We start from the raw sequence: 21,463 nt of genomic DNA, 5'->3' as shown, positions 1-21,463 counted from the left end.
ACCTGACGTGTTTTCGATGGACCTGCTGCTTGGCGCAGTGGTGCTTGGGGTGCTGCTCGGCTGCTTCTATGCGGCCGTCAGCGTCGGGCTGTCCGTTTCGTTCGGGCTGCTCGACGTCCCCCACGTCGCGCATCCGGCCTTCCTGGTGCTCGCGTCCTATGGCGTGTACCAGCTCAACGAAAGCTACGACATCGATCCGCTGCTGGCGGGCCTGATCATCACCCCGCTGTTTTTCCTGTTCGGCCTCCTCGCCTACCGCGTCTATTACGAGACCTTCGAGCGGCGCGGCAGCGACGCCGGGGTGCGCGGCATCGCGTTCTTCTTCGGCATCGCCTTCATCATCGAAGTGCTGATCATCATGCAGTTCGGCGTCGACCAGCGCTCGGTGACCGCGACCTATATCGGCAAATCCTGGCGGTTCGGCGAGTTCCGGATCCCGATCCGGCAGCTGGTGGCGTTCGCGGTGGCGCTGGGGCTGACGGTGCTGCTCGCGGTGTATCTGTCGAAAACCTTCATGGGCCGCGCGATCCGCGCGGTGGCGCAGGACGAAGAGGCGCTGCGGCTGATGGGCGCCAACCCGGTCCGCATCAAGCAGTTCGCCTTCGGGATCGCCACCGCCGTGCTCGGAATCGCCGGCGCGCTCCTGATCATCGTCGCGCCGGTGGAGCCGACACTCGACCGCGCCTATATCGGGCGCACCTTCTGCGTCGTCGTCATGGCCGGGCTCGGCAGCATCAGCGGCACGCTGATCGCGGCCATCATCCTCGGTGTTGCCGAATCGATCGTGCTGACGATGTTCGGCGCCTCCTGGGCGCCGGCGATCTCGTTCGCGATGCTGCTCGGCGTCCTCGCCGTCCGGCCGCAAGGTCTGCTCGGCCGATGAACAAGCGCAGCCACAGCATCGCATTCTGGGCCGGCGTGGCCGTCTTTCTCGTCGCCGTGCTGGCGATGACCCAGATCGTCCGCAACGAATATCCGTTCTTTGCGGGCTACGTCATCCTGCAATTCATCGCGCTCGCGGTCGCCTGGAGCATCCTCGGTGGCTATGCCGGCTACGTCAATTTCGGCACCAACGCGTTTTTCGGCGTCGGCGTTTATACGGCGGTCTCGCTGTTCAAGGCGACGGGCGCGCCGCTGGTGGTGCAGATCGCGGTCGCCGGCCTCATCGGCATGCTGCTCGGCTTCGCGGTCGGCCTGTTGACGTTGCGGATGCGCGGCATCTTCTTTTCGATCGCGACCATCGCGCTCGCCATCATCATCGAGACCTGCGTGATGAACTGGCGATTCGTCGGCGGTGCGGCAGGCATCCAGCTCCAGCGGCCGCCGGTGATGGCGCCGTTCGACAGTTACGTGAAGATGCTGTTCTTCGTGCAGGCCGTGCTCGCGGTCATTGCCGTTGTGATCTCGCGCTACATCCAGAACTCCCGGATCGGGCGCGGCCTGCAGGCGCTGCGCGACGACGAACTCGCTGCCGAATGCACGGGGGTGCCGACGCTGAAGCTGAAGCTGGTCGCCTGCATGATATCGGGCGCGCTGATTTCGGCGGCCGGTGCGCCCGCCGCCATGTACCTGCAATACGCCGATCCTTCCTCGGCGTTCAATCTGAACTATTCGGTGTCGGCGCTGGCGATGGCGCTGATCGGTGGCACCGCGCACTGGATCGGCCCGGTACTCGGTGCCATCCTGCTCGGCTCGACGCAGCAGCTTCTCGCCGTGACCATCTCGTCTGAGGTCAACGTGCTGGTGCTCGGCATCATGCTGGTGCTGTTCGTGGTCGGCGCGCCCAAGGGCATCATCGGGCTATTGCGGCCGCGCTACCGCCTGCGCGCGGGAGGCAAGCCATGACAGTGACGGACGCGCCCCTGCTGCAGGTCGAAACCTTGACCAAAACATTCGGCGGCTTCACCGCGCTCGACAATATCAGCGTCGACATCAGGAAGGGCGAGCGCTTCGGCCTTATTGGACCGAATGGATCCGGCAAGACCACGCTGATCAACTGCATTTCCGGCGCGTTGCGTCCGCAGACGGGCAGCGTGGTATTTTGCGGCGAGGACATCACCCAATTGCCGCCGCACTTGCGCGCGCGTCGTGGCATCGCCCGGTCTTTCCAGATCCCACGGCCGTTCAAGAGCATGACGGTGCTGGAAAACCTGATGGTCGGGCTCGACTTTGCCAATGTCGATTCATCTCTCCCGGAAGAAGACGTCGCAATGTCCATCCTGACGCGGATGGGGCTCGCCGCAAAGGCCTATGCCCCAAGCGACACGCTAAGCCAGGTGGAGTTGCGCAAGATGGAGCTGGCGCGCGCGATGGCGATGCGGCCGAAACTTCTGATTTCGGACGAGGCCATGGCGGGCCTTTCCCATTCCGAGGTCGACGAAGTGCTCGATCTCCTGATCAGCCTCGGCGAGGAGGACATCACCATCATCATGATCGAGCACATCATGCAGGCGGTGATGCGTTTTTCCGAACGGGTGATGTGCCTCGACGCCGGCAGGATCATCGCGATCGGCGCGCCCGATGAGGTGATGGCCAACAAGCGGGTGCAGGAGGCCTATCTTGGCACTTAGCCTCGCCATCGAGGGTCTCGATGCCGGTTACGGCGCGGTCAAGGCGCTGCGCGGCGTGACGCTGAATGTCGAGGCCGGTGAGACCGTGGCCTTGCTCGGCACCAACGGCAACGGCAAGAGCACGCTGATGAAGTGCATCATGGGCCTGGTCCGCCCGGATCGCGGCCGGCTTGCGCTTTCGATCGACGGCGCGGTGCACGATCTTGCAAAACTCTCGCCCGAGGCGATCGTCGACCTCGGCGTCGCGCTGGTGCCGGAGGGAAGGCGGCTGTTTCCCAAGCTGACGGTGACGGAAAACCTGATGCTCGGCGCTTTCCGGAAAGTGGCCCGTGGCGCCATCCAGCAAAATCTCGCGCTGGTGTTCGAGACGTTCCCGGTGCTGAAAGAGCGCCGCAGTCAGCTTGCCGGCACCATGTCCGGCGGACAGCAGCAGATGCTGGCGATTGCCCGCGCGCTGATGTCCTCGCCGCGGCTGCTGTTGATCGACGAACCGTCGGTCGGGCTGTCGCCGCTGTTGGTGTCGCAGACGATTACCAAGATCGGCGAACTCAAGGCGCGCGTAGGATTGACGGTGCTGATGGCCGAGCAGAACTTCAACCAGGCGATCCGGATCGCCGACCGCGGCTACATCATCGTGCACGGCGAGATCGCGGTGGCGGCGCAGTCGGTCGACGAGTTGAAGGCCAACGATATCGTCAAGCGGCTCTATCTCGGCGGCGTCGCCTAAGCGGCATGACGGCATCGTGACGGCGTTTTGGCCGTACTGCCGATTTTACAGTCTCGCCTGTCGTCGTCGGCTGCGCCATATTTCCTCATCGTATCAAGGCAGAGGGGGCAACCGATGAAGATCGACGACGTCAGGCGAACCGCCTATTCGATGCCGCTGACCAACCCGTCGTTTCCGCCCGGGCCCTATCGCTTCTTCAACCGCGAATATTTCATCATCACCTATCGCACCGATCCCGAGGCGCTCGCCGCTGTGGTGCCGGAGCCGTTGGAAGTCGCCGAGCCGATCGTCAAATACGAATTCATCCGCATGCCCGACTCGACCGGCTTCGGCGATTACACCGAAACCGGCCAGGTGATCCCGGTTCGATTCAAGGGCGAGGAGGGTGTCTACGTTCATTCGATGTATCTGGACGACGAGGGCCCGATCGCCGGCGGCCGCGAGCTCTGGGGCTTTCCGAAGAAACTGGCGTCGCCCAAGATCGCCGTGGAGAGTGACGTGTTGGTGGGCACGCTACATTACGGCTCGGTGCTGTGCGCCTCCGCCACCATGGGCTACAAGCACCGCGCCGTCGATCATGATGCGGTGCTGAAGTCGATGCAGGCGCCGAACTTCATGCTCAAGATCATCCCGCATGTCGATGGCAGCCCGCGGATCTGCGAACTGGTGCGCTATTATCTGGAAGACATCACGCTGAAGGAAGCCTGGACCGGCCCCGCCGCGCTCGGCCTGTTTCCGCACGCGCTCGCGGACGTGGCGCGGCTGCCGGTGCGCGAGGTGGTCTCCGCGCTGCATTGCAAGGCGGATCTGACGTTGGGGCTGGGGACGGTGGCGTTCGATTATCTGAAGACGTGACGCACGGCCACGTGCCCGCCCTTACTGCGCCCCCCGCAGCGTACAGGCGGTCGAGCAGGTCGTGGTCACGCCGCGCTCGCAGGCGATGCACACCGCGACGCACTGTTTTTTGTTCTTGGGATTGTACTCGCTGTAGAGCTTGCGGGCGCAAGTGTCGATCGAGCCCGTGACGTCGTTGTTGCTCTCGGGCGTGCAGGCAGCCAAGGCTGCGGCCGACAGGACGATGGCAAGAATGACTCGCATGTTGGTCGCTCCAACCGGGAGCCCTCGCTTCAGGGTTTCGGCGACGGCCCTGTGCCATCGCAAAACTACCCCTCAGCGTGGCGTGATTGGATTAATCGAGCGTTACACGACACCAAGTTCCCATGCGTAGTTCTACGTCGGGGTTTGACGGGGCATCCTGTGCACTGCAGCGGAACAACCCAGACCATGGGCATTCGCGCCGCCGGTAATGGGCGGCGCATCGTTCGCACGGCAACGGGCGGCGAGTGCGTTTATCGCACCAGCACGTTCCTGAACTGCCAGGGATCCGACGTGTCGATGTCCTCTGGGAACAGGCCCGGACGATCCGTCAGCGGCGTCCAGTCGGTGTAATAGCCTTTCACCGGGCCGAGATATGGCATCTGGATTTCCAGCAGGCGATCGAAATCCATCTCGTCGGCTTCGACGATGCCTTCGTTCGGGTTTTCCAGCGCCCACACCATGCCGCCAAGCACCGCTGAAGTCACCTGCAGGCCGGTGGCGTTCTGATAGGGCGCAAGCCGGCGGGTCTCTTCGATGGAGAGCTGCGAGCCGAACCAGTAGGCATTGTTGTCGTGGCCGAACAGCAGCACGCCGAGTTCGTCGATGCCGTCGACGATTTCGTTCTCATCGAGGATGTGGTGCTTTTCCTGCATCTTGGCGGCGCGGCCGAACATTTCATGCAGCGACAGCACGGCATCGTCGGCCGGATGATAGGCGTAGTGGCAGGTCGGCCGGTAGACCGCCGTGCCCGAGGCGTCGCGCACCGTGAAATAATCGGCGATCGAGATCGACTCGTTGTGGGTGACGAGGAAGCCATACTGCGCGCCGCGGGTCGGGCACCAGGTGCGCACGCGCGTGTTGGCGCCGGGCTGCATCAGATAGATGGCGGCGCCGCAGCCGGCTTGGTGGGTCCGCGCATTCTCGGGCATCCATTTTTCATGGGTGCCCCAGCCGAGTTCGGACGGCTGCACGCCTTCCGACAGGAAACCTTCCACCGACCAGGTATTGACGAAGACATCAGGCTCTTTCGGCGATTTGGAGCGCTGGGTGTCGCGTTCGGCGATGTGGATGCCTTTGATGCCAGCCTGCCGCATCAGGTCCGCCCATTCGGCCTTGGTCTTCGGCTTGGGGGCATTGAGCTTCAGATCGGCGGCAACATTGAGCAGCGCCTGTTTGACGAAAAACGAGACCATGCCGGGATTGGCGCCACAGCAGGAGACGGCCGTCGTCGAACCGGCGGGACGCGCCTTCTTGGCGGCCAGCGTCGCTTCGCGAAGCGCGTAGTTGGAGCGCGCTTCCGGGCCCTTCGAAGCATCGAAATAGAAGCCGAGCCAGGGCTCGTTGACGGTGTCGATATAAAGCGCGCCAAGCTCGTTGCAGAGCTCCATGATGTCGGTAGAGCCGGTATCGACCGAGAGATTGACGCAAAAGCCCTGGCCGCCGCCTTCGGTGAGCAGCGGGGTCAGCAACTCGCGATAATTGTCTTTGGTCACGCCCTTCTGGATGAAGCGTACATTGTGCTTCTCGCAATGCGCCTTGCGGCCCTCGTCCTTCGGATCGATCACGGTGACGCGCGACTTGTCGTAGTCGAGATGCCGCTCGATCAGCGGCAGCGTGCCTTTGCCGATGGAGCCGAAGCCGACCATCACGATGGGGCCGGAAATTTTCGCGTAGATCTGCGAGGCGGGGCTCATGAGCGGGTCTCCAAATCGTGTCTGTCAGTAACGGGGATCAGGCGGTGCGGCGCTTGGCGGTCACTTCAATCTCGATCTTCATCTCAGGCTTGTAGAGGCCCGCGACGACAAGGAGCGTTGTGGCCGGGCGAATTTCGCCGAACACCTCGCCGCAGACCGCGAAGAACGCGTCCGCATCCGCGAGGTCGGTGATGTAGTAGGTCGCGCGGACGATATCGGCCATCGCGAAGCCACCCTCCTTGAGGGCGGCCTCGATGTTCCTAAAGCAGTTGCGTGCCTGGCTTGTGACATCGGCCGGAATGACCATGGTGGTGTAATCGTAGCCGGTGGTGCCGGCGACGAAGGCGAAATCGCCGTCGATGACGGCGCGGCTGTAGCCGGCGGTCTTCTCGAACGGTGAGCCGGTGGAAATCAGGCGACGTGGCATGGCTGACCTCGATCCTGGAGTGATCTCGGGAAAAGTTCGGGGCACAGTTTGGCGCGGTTTAAGGGCTTTTCGCCGGCCTGTGCAACCCCTCGCGGCGCTATCGGAGTGGCGTGGTCACATCGGAGGCAGCCGGCGCAGAGCCGCCCCAGCGGCGCGCCAGAAAGTCCCTCGCGATCAACACGGAGATCACGATCAGGACCGCCATGACGATGCGGCGGAGGCGCCGGTTCGAACCTCCGCCTGGTCCGGGCCGGCTTCCCGCCATGATGCCCTAAGCCGCATGCGGCACGAGCAGCGCCTTGCGAGCCCGCGAAGCCTTCGATTTGAGCGGCGCACCGGTCGCGGCGATCATGCCCCAGGCGCCATCGAGTCCGCCTTCGCCAAGTTCGAGGCCGAGCAGCCGGTCGCGTTCGAACGCGCCCGGCAGTACCAGTTCGCCAGTCTTGGCGGTCGAGAAGCCGAAGCGGGCGTAATAGGGCGCGTCGCCCAGCAGGATGACCGCGCGATGGCCGCGCGCTTTCGCCGCCGCGATCGCCTGCTCCATCAGCGCGGCCCCGACGCCGAGCTGGCGACAGGAGGCCTCCACCGCCAGAGGGCCGAGCATGAGCGCTGGCTGGCCCCCGGCGCTGACGTGCCACAACCGCACGGATCCGATCACGCGGCCCTGGCGCACGGCCGACAAGGCAAGGCCTTCGGCGGGCGCGCGTCCTTCGCGCAGGCGCTGGCAGGTGCGCATATGGCGGTTGTCGCCAAAGCAGGCATCCAGCAGCGCCTCGCGCGCAGCGACGTCCGAGGCTCGTTCCGCACGGATCGCGAACGGCGCGGCATCGGAGATGAGGGCAGCAGTGGTGTTCCGCAAAGCAGTCATGGCACGTCAGTCCCCGCTCGCAACGGCCATCAAGCCGCGCCAAGCGTTGTCATTGAATTGGCATGTGCAGGGGAGGGAGCCGGCGCACCGGCTCCCGTTGTTCAAGCCTCAAGCGAGGCTGTTCAGATGTGGTAGGTCCGCAGCGGCGGGATGCCGTTGAACGCCACCGACGAGTAGGTCGACGTATAGGCCCCGGTGCCTTCGATCAGCAGCTTGTCGCCGATCTCGAGCGTTACCGGAAGCGGATACGGCAGCTTCTCGTACAGCACGTCGGCGCTGTCGCAGGTCGGTCCTGCAAGCACGCACGGCGTCATCTCCGCACCGTCATGCGGGGTGCGGATGGCGTAACGGATCGACTCGTCCATCGTCTCGGCGAGACCGCCGAACTTGCCGATGTCGAGATACACCCAGCGCACCTCGTCCTCGTCGCTCTTCCTGGAGATCAGGACGACTTCGGTCTCGATGATGCCGGCATTTCCGACCATGCCGCGGCCCGGCTCGATGATGGTTTCCGGGATCTGGTTGCCGAAGTGCTTGCGCAGCGCACGGAAGATCGACCGGCCGTACTGCACGACCGGAGGAACGTCCTTGAGGTAGCGGGTCGGGAAGCCGCCGCCCATGTTGACCATGGACAGGCTGATCCCGCGCTCCGCGCAGTCGCGGAACACCGTCGAGGCCATCGCCAGCGCGCGGTCCCACGCCTTCACCTTGCGCTGCTGCGAGCCGACGTGGAACGAAATGCCGCACGGCTCCAGGCCCAGACGCTTGGCGAGGTCGAGCACCTCGACCGCCATCTCCGGATCGCAGCCGAACTTGCGCGACAGCGGCCACTCGGCGCCTGCGCAGTCGTAGAGAATGCGGCAGAACACCTTTGCGCCGGGGGCGGCACGGGCGATCTTCTCGACCTCTGCTGAGCAGTCGACCGCGAACAGGCGAATGCCGAGCGCGAAGGCGCGCGCGATGTCGCGCTCCTTCTTGATCGTATTGCCATACGAGATGCGGTCCGGCGTCGCACCGGCAGCCAGCGCCATTTCGATCTCGGCGACGGTTGCAGTGTCAAAGCAGGAGCCCATGGAGGCGAGCAGCGACAGCACTTCCGGCGCCGGGTTTGCCTTCACCGCGTAGAACACGCGGCTGTCCGGCAACGCCTTCGCAAAGGTCGCGTAGTTGTCGCGCACGACTTCGAGGTCGACGACGAGGCACGGCTCGGTGTCCTGGCCCTCGCTGCGGCGGTTGCGCAGAAATTCCTGAATACGTTCGGTCATAGCACCCTCCAAACGGCCTTTGCGACAAGGACCCGTTCAAATGTGATCTCGGACATGAGTTTGCCGGCGCTGCCGCACGATGGAGACGCGACAAGGCCTTGGACTCAGACCGAATTGTGCTGCCGTGGATTGGTTGGGAATTTCCCGCCCGCACACCTGGCAATGAAGGACAAGCCTTTTCAGTAGCCCGCGCCGGCGGTGGAATGCCGGTAGAGACCAAAAAAGCCCGATCCGTCGTTGCTTTAAGTCGCGTCCCCCGTTGAGAGCGGGGTGCGCCGGTTCGCCTCCGGCTGCCAGTCACGGTTGCAAAGGATGGAGAGACCTTCAACGGCATCTCTTGAGAGAGATGCTGGCCACTCGAACGTGAGCGACCCTCGGTTCTTCATCCCTTGGCGGCTGTCCGGCCTCTTGTCCGGATACCTACCGACTGACACACGACCACAGGCACGTGCGAAATTGGGCAAGCTCGAAATAAGACTTTTGATTTCGCTTCGCAACATTTTTTTTAGGCTGGGGACAAATTTCCCTAACGCGTGCTTACGAACGCGCTGGCAGCGCGTAGATCGCGACAAACATGAACGGGTGTTAAGATTTCTGAAAGGTGCCGTGAGCGCTTTTGGGCCTGTGCCACAGCGCTTTCTTCCAACGCGCGTCAGCCGCGTTTGAAGAACGGCTCGATGCGTTGAGCGGCGCGGATGAATGCCGCCATGATCACGACGCCGATCGCAAACAGCACCGCCTGCAGGATGTGCGCAGCGGTGTCGTCGAGGCCGAACAGGATCGCGAGCGCCCAGCCGCCGGCGAATGCCGCACCGAACACTTCGGCGCCGATCAGGATCGCCGCCGAGATCACGGTGATGACGCTCGGCCAAGCGATGGCGCGGGAGGTGGTTGCGGGCTGTGAGCTCATGGAAAAAGATCCCTTTCAGGGGGCGCAATCTCTCCGAAAAGGCCCCATCTATCAAGCGCAAAAGGCCCAAAAATGCCGTATGGCGTGATATAGATTGCCGCATATTTCAAGGAAAAGACGGGAAGTGTGATGTCAGAAACCCAGCAAGCGGCAGCCGCCCCGCAAGCCGGAACAAATCCGCTGCTCCAGCCGTGGCAGGCGCCGTTCGAGACGCCACCGTTCGCCGAGATCGAGCCGGAGCATTTTTTGCCGGCTTTCGAGCAGGCCTTTGCCGACCATGCCGCCGAGATCCAGGCGATCACCCATGATCCGACCCTGCCGGACTTCGCCAACACCATCACGGCGCTGGAGCGCTCCGGCAAGCTGCTGTCCAAGGTCGCGGCCGTGTTCTACGACTTGGTCTCGGCGCACTCCAATCCGGCCATCCTCGAGATCGACAAGGAGGTCTCGGTGCGGATGGCGCGGCACTGGAACCCGATCATGATGAACGCGGTGCTGTTCGGCCGCATCGCGATGCTGCACGAAAAGCGCGCCAAGCTCGGCCTGAGCACGGAACAGATGCGGCTCCTGGAGCGCACCTACACCAACTTCCACCGCGCCGGCGCCGGCCTCGACGAGGGCGCCAAGAAGCGCCGGGCCGAGATCAACGAGCGGCTGGCCCAGCTCGGGACCTCTTTCAGCCACCATCTGCTCGGCGACGAGCAGGACTGGTTCCTGGAGCTCGGCGAGGACGACCGCGCCGGCCTTCCCGAGGCGTTCGTCGCCGCAGCCAAGGCTGCGGCAGAAGAGCGCGGCATGGCCGGAAAGGCGATCGTGACGCTGTCGCGTTCCTCCGTGGAGCCGTTCCTGAAAAGCTCTTCCCGCCGCGACTTGCGCGAGAAGGTTTTCAAGGCCTTCACCGCGCGCGGCGACAATGGCAACGCCAACGACAACAACGCCACCATCGTGGAGATTCTTGCCCTGCGGGAGGAAGCCGCGAAGATCATGGGCTATCCAACCTACGCCGCCTACCGGCTGGAGGATTCCATGGCCAAGACGCCGGAAGCCGTGCGCAGCCTGCTGGAGCGGGTCTGGAAGCCGGCCCGGGCGCGAGCGCTCGCCGACCGCGATGCCCTGCAGGCGCTGATCGCGGAGGAGGGCGGCAATTTCACCCTCGCCCCGTGGGACTGGCGCTATTACGCCGAGATCCTCCGCCAGCGCCGCGCCGATTTCGACGATGCCGCCATAAAACCCTATCTGGTGCTCGACCACATGATCGAGGCCGCCTTCGACTGCGCCACCCGTCTGTTCGGGATCACCTTCTCGGAGCGCAAGGATGTGCCGGTCTGGCACCCGGATGTCCGGGTCTGGGAAGTCAGGGGTGCCGAGGGCAAGCACAAGGCGCTGTTCTACGGCGATTACTTTGCCAGGTCCTCAAAACGCTCCGGCGCCTGGATGACCTCGCTGCGCGACCAGCAGAAGCTCGACGGTGAGGTCGCGCCCTTGATCATCAACGTCTGCAACTTCGCCAAGGGCGCCGATGGCCAGCCGTCGCTGCTGTCGCCAGACGACGCGCGGACGCTATTCCACGAGTTTGGCCACGGCCTGCACGGCATGCTGTCCAACGTGACCTATCCCTCGCTGTCGGGAACCTCCGTGTTCACCGATTTCGTCGAACTGCCGTCGCAGCTCTACGAGCACTGGCAGGAGCAGCCGCAGGTGCTGCGGCAGTTCGCCAAGCACTACCAGACCGGCGAGGCGCTGCCGGACGACCTGCTGCAGCGTTTCCTCGCCGCGCGAAAGTTCAATCAGGGCTTTGCTACGGTGGAGTTCGTGTCTTCGGCGCTCATCGACCTCGAATTCCACACCCAGCCGGCCGAAGCCAGCCGCGACGTCGGCGCATTCGAGAAGGCCGAACTGGAGAAGATCGGTATGCCCGCCGAAATCGCGCTGCGGCACCGGCCGACGCAGTTCGGCCACATCTTCTCCGGCGATCACTATGCGTCCGGCTATTACAGCTACATGTGGTCGGAGGTGATGGACGCTGACGCCTTTGGCGCCTTCGAGGAAGCCGGCGACATCTTCGACACCGCCACCGCCAAACGCCTGCATGACGACATCTACTCGTCTGGCGGTTCCCGCGACCCGGAGGACGCCTACGTCGCCTTCCGCGGCCGTGAGCCGGAAGCCGACGCGCTGTTGCGCCGGCGCGGCCTGCTCGAAACTCCGGAGGCGGCGTGACCAGCCGAGACACTCATTACTCGTCGTCCCCGCGAACGCGGGGACCCATACGCCGTGCCGCAGCTTTCTGCCACATTGCCAGACGCCTTCCCCCTCAACGAGCGACCGGGGTTATGGGTGCCTGCGTTCGCAGGGACGACGTCTTGCGTGTGGTGTCTGGCTTATTTGCCTTCATCCTCGCGTGGTCGCTCGGCGCCTCGCCGGCCGAAGCGCATCCGCACGTCTGGATCACCGCCAAGAGCGAGGTGGTCTACGCCCCCGACGGCACGATCACGGGCGTCCGCCACGCCTGGACCTTTGACGAGATGTTCACGACCTACGCGTTGCAGGGGCTGGCGAGCAAGACCAAGGGGATCTACACCCGCGAAGAGCTGGCGCCGCTGGCGCAGACCAATGTCGAGTCGCTGAAGGAGTTCAACTTCTTTACCTTCGCCAGGGCCGACGGCAAGAAGCAGAAGTTCGTCGAGCCGGTCGATTACTTCCTCGAATACAAGGACAGCGAGCTGACGCTGCATTTCATGCTGCCGCTCAAGACGCCGTTCAAGGCGCAGCAGACCGCGCTCGAAGTCTTCGATCCCTCCTATTTCATCGACTTCAAGTTCGACGACAAGGACCCGATCAAGCTCAACGGCGCGCCGGCCACCTGCAAGATGCAGTTCCAGCGGCCGAATGACGGCACCGCTACTGCCCAGCGCCTCAACGAGAACAATTTCATGAACGGCGACAATTCCAACTACGGCGCGATGTTCGCCAACAAGATCATGGTCGATTGCCCGTGAAGCTGCCTGTGGGTCTGGCGCGAGGCGTGGCGGTAGCGGCTGCGGCGTTCGCGGCCATCATTGTCTTTGACGCCGCGTTGCATGCCGTGCTGGCGCAGAATCCATTCGGCGGCCCGCGTCCGCCAGCCGAGCCACCTGCCGGCGGCATCATCGGGTGGATCCTCGCCAAGCAATCCGAATTCTATCGTGAGATGTCTTCGACGATCCGCGCAGCGAAGTCGGACGGCAGCGCGGTCTGGTCGCTGCTCGGAATTTCCTTTGCTTACGGCGTCTTTCACGCCGCCGGGCCCGGCCATGGCAAGGCAGTGATCTCGTCCTATCTCGTCGCCAACGAAGAGACCGCGCGACGCGGCATCGTGCTGTCGTTCGTATCGGCGCTGCTGCAGGCGGTCGTGGCGGTCGCAATCGTCGCGGTGTTCGCCTGGCTGCTGTCTTCCACGGCGAAGACGATGTGTTCGGCGGAAAAGGCGATCGAGATCGCAAGCTACGGCCTGATCGCGGCTGTCGGCGCCCGCCTGGTCTGGACCAAGGGCGGCGGTTTCATCCGCGCGCTGCAGGCGAAGCCGGCGCCGGCGGCGGCACATCATCACCACGATCATGATCATGGCCACGATCACGGCCACCCTGATCATGATGGCCATCACGACGATCATCACGTCCATGACGAGCATTGCGGCCACTCGCATGGGCCGACGCCGGACCAACTCGCCGGTCCCGGCGGCTGGCGGCGAGGGCTGGGCACGATCTTCGCCGTCGGCATGCGGCCCTGCTCGGGTGCGATCCTGGTGCTGGTGTTTTCGCTGGCGCAGGGCCTGTTCTGGGCCGGCATCGCCGCGACTTTTGTGATGGGGCTCGGCACCGCGATCATGGTCGCGACCATCGCCGTGGTCGCCGTATCGGCCAAGGGCCTGGCCGCACGGTTCAGCCGCGGTCGGGACGGCGGCGGCACGCTGATCATGCGCGGCATCGAGTTCGGCGCCGCCGGTCTCGTGCTGTTGTTCGGCATCGGCCTGCTGTTCGGCTACCTCGCCGCCGAACGCGCGACCTGTTTGTAGACATCACAGACGTCATCGTGGTTTCGGTTTCGGCGATGACGTTCGACGGGGTACGGGAAAACCCGAGATGCGTTTCACCTTCCAGGCTATATTTTTCAATCCGCAAGTTTCGTAGTGCGAGCTGCTTCTTCCCGTGCTGTGATCGACGTGGGACCGTCACAGAAAGGAAGGAATTATCAAAATGAGAAGGAACACCGGCGCGGCCGTGGCCGCGCTGCTCGCCGTCTTGGCCACGTCGCCAGCCAGCGCGAGTTTGTTGAACTTCGAGCTGACGGGGTCCCACCAGGCAAGCTTTCAGATCGATACCGAGACGATGCCGAACTTCTTCAGTTCAAGCAGCTTGTTCGGCAATCAGGTTGGCTTTGACAACGTCTCCGGCATTTTTGGCGGGGTTGCGGGTGTGGCGTCGATTTCGTTCGGCACCAATCTGATCGCCGATTTCAACATCGGGGGGACAACGCTCGGCTTCGTTCAATTGACCAGCAATGGTCCGGACCTGTTTACAGGAAATCCGGCCGATCCGGTTTTCACATTGGGCAGCTTCAACCTGAGAAACCCGTTCCTTGGACAGAACGATGTCTTGACCATTTCGGCGGTTGCCGCCGTTCCCGAGGCGTCAACCTGGGCAATGATGATCCTGGGTTTCGCCGGCGTGAGCTTGATGGCCTATCGTCGCAAGGGCAGGCGGGCGGTCGCCGCAGCTTGATCTGCGTTACCCGGTTCGAGATGGGAGAAGCCGCCTCGGGCGGCTTTTCTTTTCAGCGCGTGTGTGAATCAGCTCCACCGCTGATGCCTCTGAAGGCAATGTCGGACGATACGGTTCAGCGCCGGACGACGTCCGGCGCTGTGCATAAAGGCCTTCCGAAAGCCTGTCATGCCGCCTTGCGGGCGCTGGCAAACTGCACCATTCCCGATGCAAAGGCTTCGCCCATTTCAGGTACGAGCGCGTGAAAATCGGCCTCGGCGATCTCTGCCGAATCGCTTTCCAGCCGGCCCGCGAGCGCCGAAAGCCGCCGGAAGCCGAATGTCCCGGCGGTCGACTTCAACGCGTGGGCCTGAAGGCGAATCCTGCTTCGATCATCCGCAATGTTCATGGCGCTGAACGCATCGAGCCGCTTGCGGGTATCCTCGACAAAGACACTGAAGGTATGAATTGCCGTTTCAAGGCTGATCTCGGCGACCAGAGCGTCGAACGCGCTGCGGTCAAACAGTGCTTCGGCCGCACCGCGACGCGGCGCATGTTCATTGTCCTGCCCGGTCACGCTGCCTTTGCCGGCTTCCAGGTCCCGCTCCGAAAGCCCGCGCAGCACCGCCTGAACCAGGAATTTCTTCCGGACCGGCTTGGCGAGGAAGTCGTTCATCCCGGCGGCCTTGCAGGCCTCGCGATCATCGGCGAACGCATTGGCGGTAAAGGCGACGATCGGAACCTGCTCGTATTTCCCGCCTGCTGCCCGGATTTTCCGGGTCGCCGTCAATCCATCCATTTCGGGCATTTGCATATCCATGAAAACGAGATCGAAATCGCTTTCGAAGACCGCCGCAACCGCCTCGAGTCCATCGCAGGCCAGTTTGATGTCGATATCGAATTCGCCGAGCATTTTGGCTGCAACCAGCCGGTTCGTCTGGTTGTCGTCAACGATGAGAATCCGCAACGGAACTCCCGCCCGCTCGATCCGCTTTTTCAACAGCAGGATCGAGGGATCGTCCTCGCGTTTTGTGACGGATGGCAGCTCTGCCTTGGGCAGGGAAAGTTCGAAGAAGAAGCGCGACCCATAGCCGACCTTCGACTCGACGTGGATATCTCCACCCATCTGGCGGACGAGGCGTCGGCATATCGCAAGCCCGAGACCGGATCCGCCGTACCGCCGGCTCACCGAACTGTCCACCTGGACGAAGTCGTTGAACAGCGCGCCCAGGCGGTCGGCGGGAATGCCGATTCCTGAATCCGTCACCGACCAGCGGAGCCTTGCGGAGTCCTGTTCGACCTCAAGACGCTCCACCGTGATCCTGATTTCTCCGGCCTCGGTGAATTTGATCGCGTTGGAGGCGAGGTTCAGCAGAACCTGCCGTATCCTGCCGCCGTCGCCGAGCAGGCCGGTTGGCAGGTTCGGATCGAGTTCGACCCGCAATTCGAGTCCTTTGGCGGCTGCACTTGCTCCGACCACGCTCAGCGTGCTTTCCAGCACCCCGGCGGGCGAGAAGGGGGCGGATTCGAGCGTCAGGTTGCCGACTTCGAGTTTGGAGAAGTCCAGAATATCGTTCAATATTTCCAGCAGGCTGTCGCCGGCGACGTGAATGGCATGCACCGATTCGCGTTGGTCGCGGCTGAGATTCGTTTCCAGCAGGGTGCTGGTGAGGCCTAGAACTGCGTTCATCGGCGTGCGTATTTCGTGGCTCATCACCGCCAGGAAATTCGATTTGGCGCGGTTGGCCGCCTCCGCGGTGCGCTCCTGCTGACGCAGCAACTCGGTCTCTGCGAGCGCCTTGGCGCGCTCCGCCTCGGCCTTTTCCGATTGCAGGCGCCGCAGCACCTCCTGTTCCCGCCATTTGCGAACAATGACGAAGGCCGCCAGCGTCAGCGCCAGGATCATCGCCGCGGTGAAGCCGAGCAGCAGCTTGACGGTGTCCCGCCAGCCTTGCAGCACGCTGTCCTCGGTTTGAGTCGTCATGATCGAGAGCGGAACACCCGCGAGCTTGCGGACGGCCTTGATCCGCATCACGTGATCGACGGGTGACATCCCGCGGACGGTGCCGCCGGATCTGAGCAGGGCGAGGGTGTCGGCGCCGGCGACCAGCTTGCCGATTTCCGCGGTTTTGGGGTAGCGCGCGAGCAGGGTGCCGTCGTCGCGAAGCAGCGCTTCGGCGCTGCCCTCGCCTAGCGAGATCGACTTGTAGAAATCCTCGAAATATTCGAGCGACATTGCCGCCAGGATCAGGCCGGCGAATTCGCCGGAACCGCCGTTGACGCGACGCGCGATGTAGATGTTCCAGGTTCCGGTCCCGCGGTTCTGGACCGGTTGGCTGATGAACGTCTTACGCGAACCGTCGCTCTTGAGCGCCTTGAAATAATCGCGATCGGAAACGTTTACCGCCGGTATCGGCCAGTAGCGGGAAAAATTGATCAGCTTTCCGTCGGAATTGATCATTGTGATCGCTTCCAGTTGCGGGAGACCCGCAAGTTTTCCCTTGAGGAACTGGTGCGTATCTTCGCCGCTCATCACGACGCTGTAACTGGCGCTGTCGAAAACACCGCGCGATTCCAGATGGTCGTTGATGTTGGACAGGATCAGATCGATGGATTGAAACGAACGTTCGGCCTGTCCGGCCAGCGTCAGGCTGTGACGCGAGAGATCACGCTCCGCGTCGCTAAGCGCGCTTTCGCGCAGATTGTTGGCAATCAGAAAGCTCATGGCGACCAGGGCCGCCGCGACCAGAACCGTCGCCAGCAAGAGGACGCGGATGGGGCGATCGGGCGGGCCGGGGGGCGTGGTCGCCACGGGTAGGGTGGTCTCCGGTGTCATATGCTTCACCTCGCGGGCGGCTGATGGCTGCGGCGTCCGCTGAGGTGACCTTTTGTGAGATAAATGGGCGTTAAACTTCCGAATGAGTTGCCGTCACGGTAAAGGCCGCGCGAATGGCCCGATCGTCCGTTGGAAAGTCTCGGTTAATTGCGCGTTAAGCTCGTCGGATGCCCGGTCCCTGTCACTCCGGCTTGATCCCCGCCGCCTTCATGACCGGCAGCAGCCGCGCCTGCTCGCTGTCCCGGAAGGTCGCGATTTCGGACGGCGATGTCGGCCAGGTCGATGCGCCGAGGTCGCCGTACCGCGCCTTCACCTGGGGATCGGCGAGCGCCTTCGCGGTGAGCGCGTTGATCTGCGACACCAGATCGGCCGGCATGTTGGCCGGCCCGATCATGGCCGTCCATGAGGTCATGGCATATCCGGGCAGCAACTCGGCCATCGCAGGCACGTCGGGAAGCTCGGGGATGCGCGTCGCGGAGGTGACGGCGACCGGCTTGATCAGGCCGGATCGTACGCTAGGCAGCGAGCCGGGTAAATTGTCGAACAGCATGTCGACGCGGCCGCCGAGCAGGTCGGTCAGCGCCGGGCCGGCTCCCCTGTAGGGAATATGGAGGACGTCCACGCCCGCCATGCTGTTCATCATCTCGCCCGAGAGATGCAATGTGGTGCCAAAGCCCGCCGACGCATAGGTATATTTGCGCGGCTCCTTCTTGAATGCGGCGAGCAGCTCCTTCAGGTCCGAGGAGAACAGCTCCTTCTTGGCGACCAGGATATTCGGCAGCTGCCACATGCCGGAGATGAACGTGAAATCGCGCACCGGGTCGTAGGGGAGCTTGGCGTAGCTCCCGATCGCCAGCACATTGCTGGCAATGCCGCCAAGCCCGACCGTATACCCGTCCGGCGGCGCCTTCGCGACCGCATCCGCGCCCAACACGCCGCCCGCTCCAGCACGATTCTCGACCACGAAGGATTGTCCGGAGAGTTCGCTCATCTTCTGGCAGAGGATGCGTGAAAGCGAATCGGTTGCTCCGCCTGCCGGGAAGCCGTTGACGTAGCGCACCGGCCGTGCGGGCCAGCCTTCCTGCGCGCTGACAACGCGTGGCGCCGCCAAAGGTGCGGCTATTGATCCGCCGAGCAGGGTCAGCAAGGTGCGGCGGTTGACTGAAACAGGCAGCGGCATGACTTCCTCCATCATCGGATTTTGCTTGATTGGAAGGAGCGGGGCCGCGCTGTGCTTTTCGGCCCGACGATTCCGGGAACGAAAGCTCCGCTGATCCTGCACCGACAGGCCGGAGCATACAGGCCGGCGTGGTCGGCCCGTAGCGGAATCGGCGGACTGTTTGCCGCAATCCCGCGCCCGAATACCGCCGGGCGAACTATTTAATATTGTCCGTCGATCTCCACCGAACCGCGGCAATGGCGGCTGATCAGGATGTCATCCCAAAATGACGAGCGTGCCGCTTGACCAAACTCGCCCGGTCAGGTTCCTGGCTCTGAAACGAGCTGATTGGATATAGCCGCTGCAGCTTTGTGGCAGCCGGTCGGAAGACTGAATGCGTAACGGAATGCCTCGAACTCTTCCAACTGGCAGACCTGAAGATCAGTGGCCGGCGTCGACTTGCTGGCGAGCGCATCGGGCTTCGGCTGCTTGAGCTTGGGTTTCTGGGATTTTGCTTTCCGAACCACGGGAGGTGCGGGCCGAACGACCGGGGCGGCCGGCTCCTTCACCTGTAGCTCAACGATATCCAGTGCAGGCTTCACAATGTCGGAAGTGACCACGGCCTGCGGGATCGGATGCAGCGCCTCAACGGCGCTGTACGCGGCCTTGGCCAATTCCGCGGCATCGGGCGCAGGAGCGACGTAAGCGACCGGCAACTGGTCTGCTTTCGTTAAAGTATCCTCAACGATTTTCACGCCGATGGATCGATCGTGCTCTGAAGGAACAACGCTGGAAGCGTTGGCGACGTCGAAATGACCGAAGGCGAACCTGAATGAACCAGCACCGGCCACAATGATCAAAAACGTAAAGCCGAGCCAAATAGTCCTGATCACATTGAGCCCCCACTCGCTGGATCGTTTGCGAGAATGAGAGTACCTCAGGAATCCCGTTTTCGAGCCGTAGGCGCGGACAATCTCTTAACACAAGGTTAATCGTGGCTGCGGCTCCGCATTTTCGCGGGCGCGGCTTTCTCCGAACGTCGCGATGGAATAAGCAAAGCCGCCAAGGCGAGATCGGGAATCAAATGACACGTGAGCGGTTCTGGTTCTTTCATCCTTTTCGGGTGCGCTATTCCGAAATCGACGGCCAGGGCGTCGTCTTCAATGCGCACTACCTGACCTACTTCGACACGACCATCACCGAATATTTTCGCGCGCTCGGATATGACCAGTATGCCGACGCCAAACGGACGGGCGAGGATTACCACGTCGTCAAGTCGCTGATCGAGTACAAGGCCCCGGTGCGGTTCGATCAGGAGATCGACGTTTGCGCACGCGTGGCCCGGATCGGCAATTCGAGCATCGTTTTCGAACTCGCGATCTTCCTCAAGGGCGGCAACGAAGCGCTGGTGACCGGCGAGATCGTCTGGGTCAACACCAACCAGCAAACCCATCGCCCGGTCCCGGTGCCGAAGGCGATCCGCGAGCGGATCGCGGCACGCGAGATGCATCTGGCCTGACACGATCTCGTGATCGCGGAATAAACCCAGTTGGACCGGCAATCACAGAGCGAGTGGGCCGCGTACGATCAAGAGCGGAATGGGTTTCAAACATGCGGCGCGCCCAGATGCCGCATCGAGTTCATGGCGTCAATCCATGTCATGATCGTGCCCTCTGCGACGTCCGAGGAATGAAAGAAGTGGCTGCAGCACAGGTACTTTCGATATCTCATCAGCGTTGATCTCCGAACACGGCGCTTTGATCAATCCGGCTGCGATCATGCCGCTGGTGCGGTGTGATGTCGGTGCAACAGCATTCTACCTCGGAATGTGTAGATCGTTCCTCCGGGACCGTTTCAGTACTTCAGAGGAACTAACATGAAGAGCTTTCAATTCGGCACCGCGGCGCTGACGACGCTGTGTCTGTCGCTTCCTGCGCTTGCCGCGGATCTTCCCGCCCGCGTCACAAAAGCGCCGCCGGTGTTGGTCTCGCCGGCTTACGATTGGTCCGGTTTCTATGTTGGCGTTCACGCCGGCTACACGTTCGAAGAGGACGACGGCATCTCCACGACCGGCCAGGTCCTGGCGAACATCAACAACGTCGCCGGTGGTGCGCGCCCGGGACAGGTTCGTCTCGAACGCGAGGGCTTTATCGGCGGCGGCCAGGCCGGCTACAATTGGCAACTCACGCCGAACTGGGTCATGGGCCTGGAAACGGACATCTCCTACGTCTATATCCGCAAGGACACGAACGTCGTGACGATCCCGCTGAACGGCATCGGCACGCTCAACAATAACTTCCGCACGCGGATGGAGTATTTCGGCACCGTGCGTGGCCGCATCGGCTATGCCTGGGATCGCACCCTGCTGTATGCGACGGGCGGTCTGGCCTACGCGGATATCGAGAACAGCGCCACGTTCTTCGGTCCTGCCGGACAGATTCAGTTCGCCGGCAACAACCGCCGTACCGAGGCCGGCTACACCGTCGGCGCCGGCATCGAGCACGCGTTCGGTTCGAACTGGAGCGTAAAGGCGGAATATCTGTACTACGATTTCAGGGATGAAACGGTGAACGTTGCGGTCGTTCCCGGCAACGGCGGCGGAGGCACCGGCTACAACAGCCGGTTCGAGAACGATGGTCACATCGTGCGCGCCGGCCTGAACTACAAGTTCGGCGCAATGGGCGGGAGGTAGTTCGACCCCGCAAGATCGCCAACGAAAAGCCCGGCGTGACGCCGGGCTTTTTTTAAGGCTCCTGCGGGTGCATACCTTCGGCAGCCTCAATCAAATCGCGCGGTTGCAGTTCTGCCGTCCGGCGCGGTGAGCTGTATCGCGCCCTTGGGATTGGCCGGGAGGGGCGCAGCCGCCATTCCGGCCAAATTGTTCTTTTCCGTAGGTGCGAGCGTAATGCGTTCGGCCTTTCCAAGCAGATTGAAGATCGCGACGCCCTTGAAGCCCTTCGGATCGACCGGCTTGTCGTTTTCACCGGTTAGGAAGATTTCAACGGCGGTTTCCTTTGCGACGAGTTCCACATGGTAAGGGCCGGCGTCGGCGACACGTCCGCCATGGGAAGCCTTCGGTTCGTGTGCGTTGGCAGGCAGCGCGGCGAGCAAGGCAATGCCGAGGATGAGATATCCGAACTTCATGCGTCGTCTCCTTTTCAAGGCGGGGT

General features: G+C 62.9%; 20 protein-coding genes and 1 pseudogene. 11 read left to right on the top strand and 10 right to left on the bottom strand.

Features of this window, described 5'->3' with window-relative positions:
- Window positions 1-16 precede the first annotated feature (16 nt).
- The 5 genes from QUH67_RS30945 (at window position 17) to QUH67_RS30925 (ending at window position 4,152) form a co-directional block, all read left to right on the top strand.
- Window positions 17-883: a branched-chain amino acid ABC transporter permease gene (locus QUH67_RS30945; protein WP_300948231.1), complete on the top strand. Its 867-nt coding sequence runs from the start codon at window positions 17-19 to the stop codon at window positions 881-883.
- Window positions 880-1,845, top strand: a complete 966-nt coding sequence (locus tag QUH67_RS30940) for a branched-chain amino acid ABC transporter permease (protein WP_300943359.1) — start codon at window positions 880-882, stop codon at window positions 1,843-1,845. Before QUH67_RS30945 ends, QUH67_RS30940 begins: the two co-directional genes overlap by 4 nt.
- Complete coding sequence (locus QUH67_RS30935) at window positions 1,842-2,570, top strand: ABC transporter ATP-binding protein (protein WP_300943357.1); 729 nt, start codon at window positions 1,842-1,844, stop codon at window positions 2,568-2,570. Before QUH67_RS30940 ends, QUH67_RS30935 begins: the two co-directional genes overlap by 4 nt.
- Complete coding sequence (locus tag QUH67_RS30930) at window positions 2,560-3,297, top strand: ABC transporter ATP-binding protein (RefSeq protein WP_300943355.1); 738 nt, start codon at window positions 2,560-2,562, stop codon at window positions 3,295-3,297. The genes QUH67_RS30935 and QUH67_RS30930 overlap by 11 nt, the downstream gene beginning before the upstream one ends.
- A 114-nt stretch (window positions 3,298-3,411) precedes the next feature.
- Window positions 3,412-4,152: an acetoacetate decarboxylase gene (locus tag QUH67_RS30925; RefSeq protein ID WP_300943353.1), complete on the top strand. Its 741-nt coding sequence runs from the start codon at window positions 3,412-3,414 to the stop codon at window positions 4,150-4,152.
- Between the two features lie 21 nt (window positions 4,153-4,173).
- On the opposite strand, the gene QUH67_RS30920 is transcribed toward QUH67_RS30925, so the two are convergent.
- The 6 genes from QUH67_RS30920 to QUH67_RS30895 form a co-directional block, all read right to left on the bottom strand.
- Window positions 4,174-4,395 carry a hypothetical protein gene (locus tag QUH67_RS30920; protein WP_300943351.1) on the bottom strand — a complete coding sequence of 74 codons (222 nt, stop codon included), beginning with the start codon at window positions 4,393-4,395 and terminating at the stop codon, window positions 4,174-4,176.
- Between the two features lie 251 nt (window positions 4,396-4,646).
- Entirely contained in the window at window positions 4,647-6,089 is a 1,443-nt protein-coding gene (locus QUH67_RS30915; RefSeq protein ID WP_300943349.1) for a homospermidine synthase, read from the bottom strand.
- A gap of 37 nt (window positions 6,090-6,126) precedes the next feature.
- The gene (locus QUH67_RS30910) at window positions 6,127-6,516 is read right to left on the bottom strand and encodes a RidA family protein (protein WP_300943347.1); all 390 of its coding nucleotides are present in this window, start codon (window positions 6,514-6,516) and stop codon (window positions 6,127-6,129) included.
- A gap of 271 nt (window positions 6,517-6,787) precedes the next feature.
- Complete coding sequence (locus QUH67_RS30905) at window positions 6,788-7,384, bottom strand: GNAT family N-acetyltransferase (protein ID WP_300943345.1); 597 nt, start codon at window positions 7,382-7,384, stop codon at window positions 6,788-6,790.
- Between the two features lie 122 nt (window positions 7,385-7,506).
- Window positions 7,507-8,649 carry a type III PLP-dependent enzyme gene (locus QUH67_RS30900; RefSeq protein WP_300943343.1) on the bottom strand — a complete coding sequence of 381 codons (1,143 nt, stop codon included), beginning with the start codon at window positions 8,647-8,649 and terminating at the stop codon, window positions 7,507-7,509.
- A gap of 652 nt (window positions 8,650-9,301) precedes the next feature.
- Window positions 9,302-9,559: a hypothetical protein gene (locus tag QUH67_RS30895; protein ID WP_300943341.1), complete on the bottom strand. Its 258-nt coding sequence runs from the start codon at window positions 9,557-9,559 to the stop codon at window positions 9,302-9,304.
- Between the two features lie 129 nt (window positions 9,560-9,688).
- Between QUH67_RS30895 and QUH67_RS30890 the strand changes: the two genes are divergently transcribed.
- The 4 genes and pseudogenes from QUH67_RS30890 to QUH67_RS35050 form a co-directional block, all read left to right on the top strand.
- On the top strand, window positions 9,689-11,779 hold the full coding sequence (locus QUH67_RS30890; protein ID WP_300943339.1) for a M3 family metallopeptidase: 2,091 nt from the start codon (window positions 9,689-9,691) through the stop codon (window positions 11,777-11,779).
- 113 nt (window positions 11,780-11,892) lie between these two features.
- Window positions 11,893-12,558: a DUF1007 family protein gene (locus tag QUH67_RS30885; protein ID WP_300943337.1), complete on the top strand. Its 666-nt coding sequence runs from the start codon at window positions 11,893-11,895 to the stop codon at window positions 12,556-12,558.
- Window positions 12,549-13,613, top strand: coding sequence for a nickel/cobalt transporter (locus QUH67_RS30880; RefSeq protein ID WP_407080369.1), 1,065 nt, complete (start codon window positions 12,549-12,551; stop codon window positions 13,611-13,613). Before QUH67_RS30885 ends, QUH67_RS30880 begins: the two co-directional genes overlap by 10 nt.
- Window positions 13,614-14,205: 592 nt before the next feature.
- Window positions 14,206-14,319 (top strand): annotated as a pseudogene (locus QUH67_RS35050) (PEP-CTERM sorting domain-containing protein); the annotation flags it as partial.
- Between the two features lie 166 nt (window positions 14,320-14,485).
- Here QUH67_RS35050 and QUH67_RS30870 read toward each other — a convergent pair.
- The 3 genes from QUH67_RS30870 to QUH67_RS30860 form a co-directional block, all read right to left on the bottom strand.
- Window positions 14,486-17,134: a hybrid sensor histidine kinase/response regulator gene (locus QUH67_RS30870; protein WP_300943333.1), complete on the bottom strand. Its 2,649-nt coding sequence runs from the start codon at window positions 17,132-17,134 to the stop codon at window positions 14,486-14,488.
- Between the two features lie 181 nt (window positions 17,135-17,315).
- On the bottom strand, window positions 17,316-18,314 hold the full coding sequence (locus QUH67_RS30865; RefSeq protein ID WP_300943331.1) for a Bug family tripartite tricarboxylate transporter substrate binding protein: 999 nt from the start codon (window positions 18,312-18,314) through the stop codon (window positions 17,316-17,318).
- Between the two features lie 299 nt (window positions 18,315-18,613).
- Window positions 18,614-19,186 (bottom strand): hypothetical protein, encoded by a 573-nt coding sequence (locus tag QUH67_RS30860; RefSeq protein ID WP_300943329.1) that lies wholly within the window; start codon window positions 19,184-19,186, stop codon window positions 18,614-18,616.
- 191 nt (window positions 19,187-19,377) lie between these two features.
- Between QUH67_RS30860 and QUH67_RS30855 the strand changes: the two genes are divergently transcribed.
- Window positions 19,378-19,812, top strand: coding sequence for an acyl-CoA thioesterase (locus tag QUH67_RS30855; RefSeq protein WP_300943327.1), 435 nt, complete (start codon window positions 19,378-19,380; stop codon window positions 19,810-19,812).
- Window positions 19,813-20,169: 357 nt separating this feature from the next.
- Window positions 20,170-20,985, top strand: coding sequence for an outer membrane protein (locus QUH67_RS30850; RefSeq protein WP_300943325.1), 816 nt, complete (start codon window positions 20,170-20,172; stop codon window positions 20,983-20,985).
- A gap of 86 nt (window positions 20,986-21,071) precedes the next feature.
- On the opposite strand, the gene QUH67_RS30845 is transcribed toward QUH67_RS30850, so the two are convergent.
- Window positions 21,072-21,437 (bottom strand): hypothetical protein, encoded by a 366-nt coding sequence (locus QUH67_RS30845; RefSeq protein WP_300943323.1) that lies wholly within the window; start codon window positions 21,435-21,437, stop codon window positions 21,072-21,074.
- Window positions 21,438-21,463 lie beyond the last annotated feature (26 nt).

Source organism: Bradyrhizobium roseum, assembly GCF_030413175.1.
Taxonomy (GTDB): Bacteria; Pseudomonadota; Alphaproteobacteria; order Rhizobiales; family Xanthobacteraceae; genus Bradyrhizobium; species Bradyrhizobium roseum.
This window is presented reverse-complemented; position numbering and strand designations above follow the sequence as displayed.

Bases quoted from the DNA above. Each gene is read 5' to 3' on its own strand.
- QUH67_RS30945 (WP_300948231.1), top strand. From the start codon at position 17: ATGGACCTGCTGCTTGGCGCAGTGGTGCTTGGGGTGCTGCTCGGCTGC.
- QUH67_RS30940 (WP_300943359.1), top strand. From the start codon at position 880: ATGAACAAGCGCAGCCACAGCATCGCATTCTGGGCCGGCGTGGCCGTC.
- QUH67_RS30935 (WP_300943357.1), top strand. From the start codon at position 1,842: ATGACAGTGACGGACGCGCCCCTGCTGCAGGTCGAAACCTTGACCAAA.
- QUH67_RS30925 (WP_300943353.1), top strand. From the start codon at position 3,412: ATGAAGATCGACGACGTCAGGCGAACCGCCTATTCGATGCCGCTGACC.
- QUH67_RS30920 (WP_300943351.1), bottom strand. From the start codon at position 4,395: ATGCGAGTCATTCTTGCCATCGTCCTGTCGGCCGCAGCCTTGGCTGCC.
- QUH67_RS30915 (WP_300943349.1), bottom strand. From the start codon at position 6,089: ATGAGCCCCGCCTCGCAGATCTACGCGAAAATTTCCGGCCCCATCGTG.
- QUH67_RS30910 (WP_300943347.1), bottom strand. From the start codon at position 6,516: ATGCCACGTCGCCTGATTTCCACCGGCTCACCGTTCGAGAAGACCGCC.
- QUH67_RS30905 (WP_300943345.1), bottom strand. From the start codon at position 7,384: ATGACTGCTTTGCGGAACACCACTGCTGCCCTCATCTCCGATGCCGCG.
- QUH67_RS30900 (WP_300943343.1), bottom strand. From the start codon at position 8,649: ATGACCGAACGTATTCAGGAATTTCTGCGCAACCGCCGCAGCGAGGGC.
- QUH67_RS30895 (WP_300943341.1), bottom strand. From the start codon at position 9,559: ATGAGCTCACAGCCCGCAACCACCTCCCGCGCCATCGCTTGGCCGAGC.
- QUH67_RS30890 (WP_300943339.1), top strand. From the start codon at position 9,689: ATGTCAGAAACCCAGCAAGCGGCAGCCGCCCCGCAAGCCGGAACAAAT.
- QUH67_RS30885 (WP_300943337.1), top strand. From the start codon at position 11,893: ATGGGTGCCTGCGTTCGCAGGGACGACGTCTTGCGTGTGGTGTCTGGC.
- QUH67_RS30870 (WP_300943333.1), bottom strand. From the start codon at position 17,134: ATGACACCGGAGACCACCCTACCCGTGGCGACCACGCCCCCCGGCCCG.
- QUH67_RS30865 (WP_300943331.1), bottom strand. From the start codon at position 18,314: ATGCCGCTGCCTGTTTCAGTCAACCGCCGCACCTTGCTGACCCTGCTC.
- QUH67_RS30855 (WP_300943327.1), top strand. From the start codon at position 19,378: ATGACACGTGAGCGGTTCTGGTTCTTTCATCCTTTTCGGGTGCGCTAT.
- QUH67_RS30850 (WP_300943325.1), top strand. From the start codon at position 20,170: ATGAAGAGCTTTCAATTCGGCACCGCGGCGCTGACGACGCTGTGTCTG.
- QUH67_RS30845 (WP_300943323.1), bottom strand. From the start codon at position 21,437: ATGAAGTTCGGATATCTCATCCTCGGCATTGCCTTGCTCGCCGCGCTG.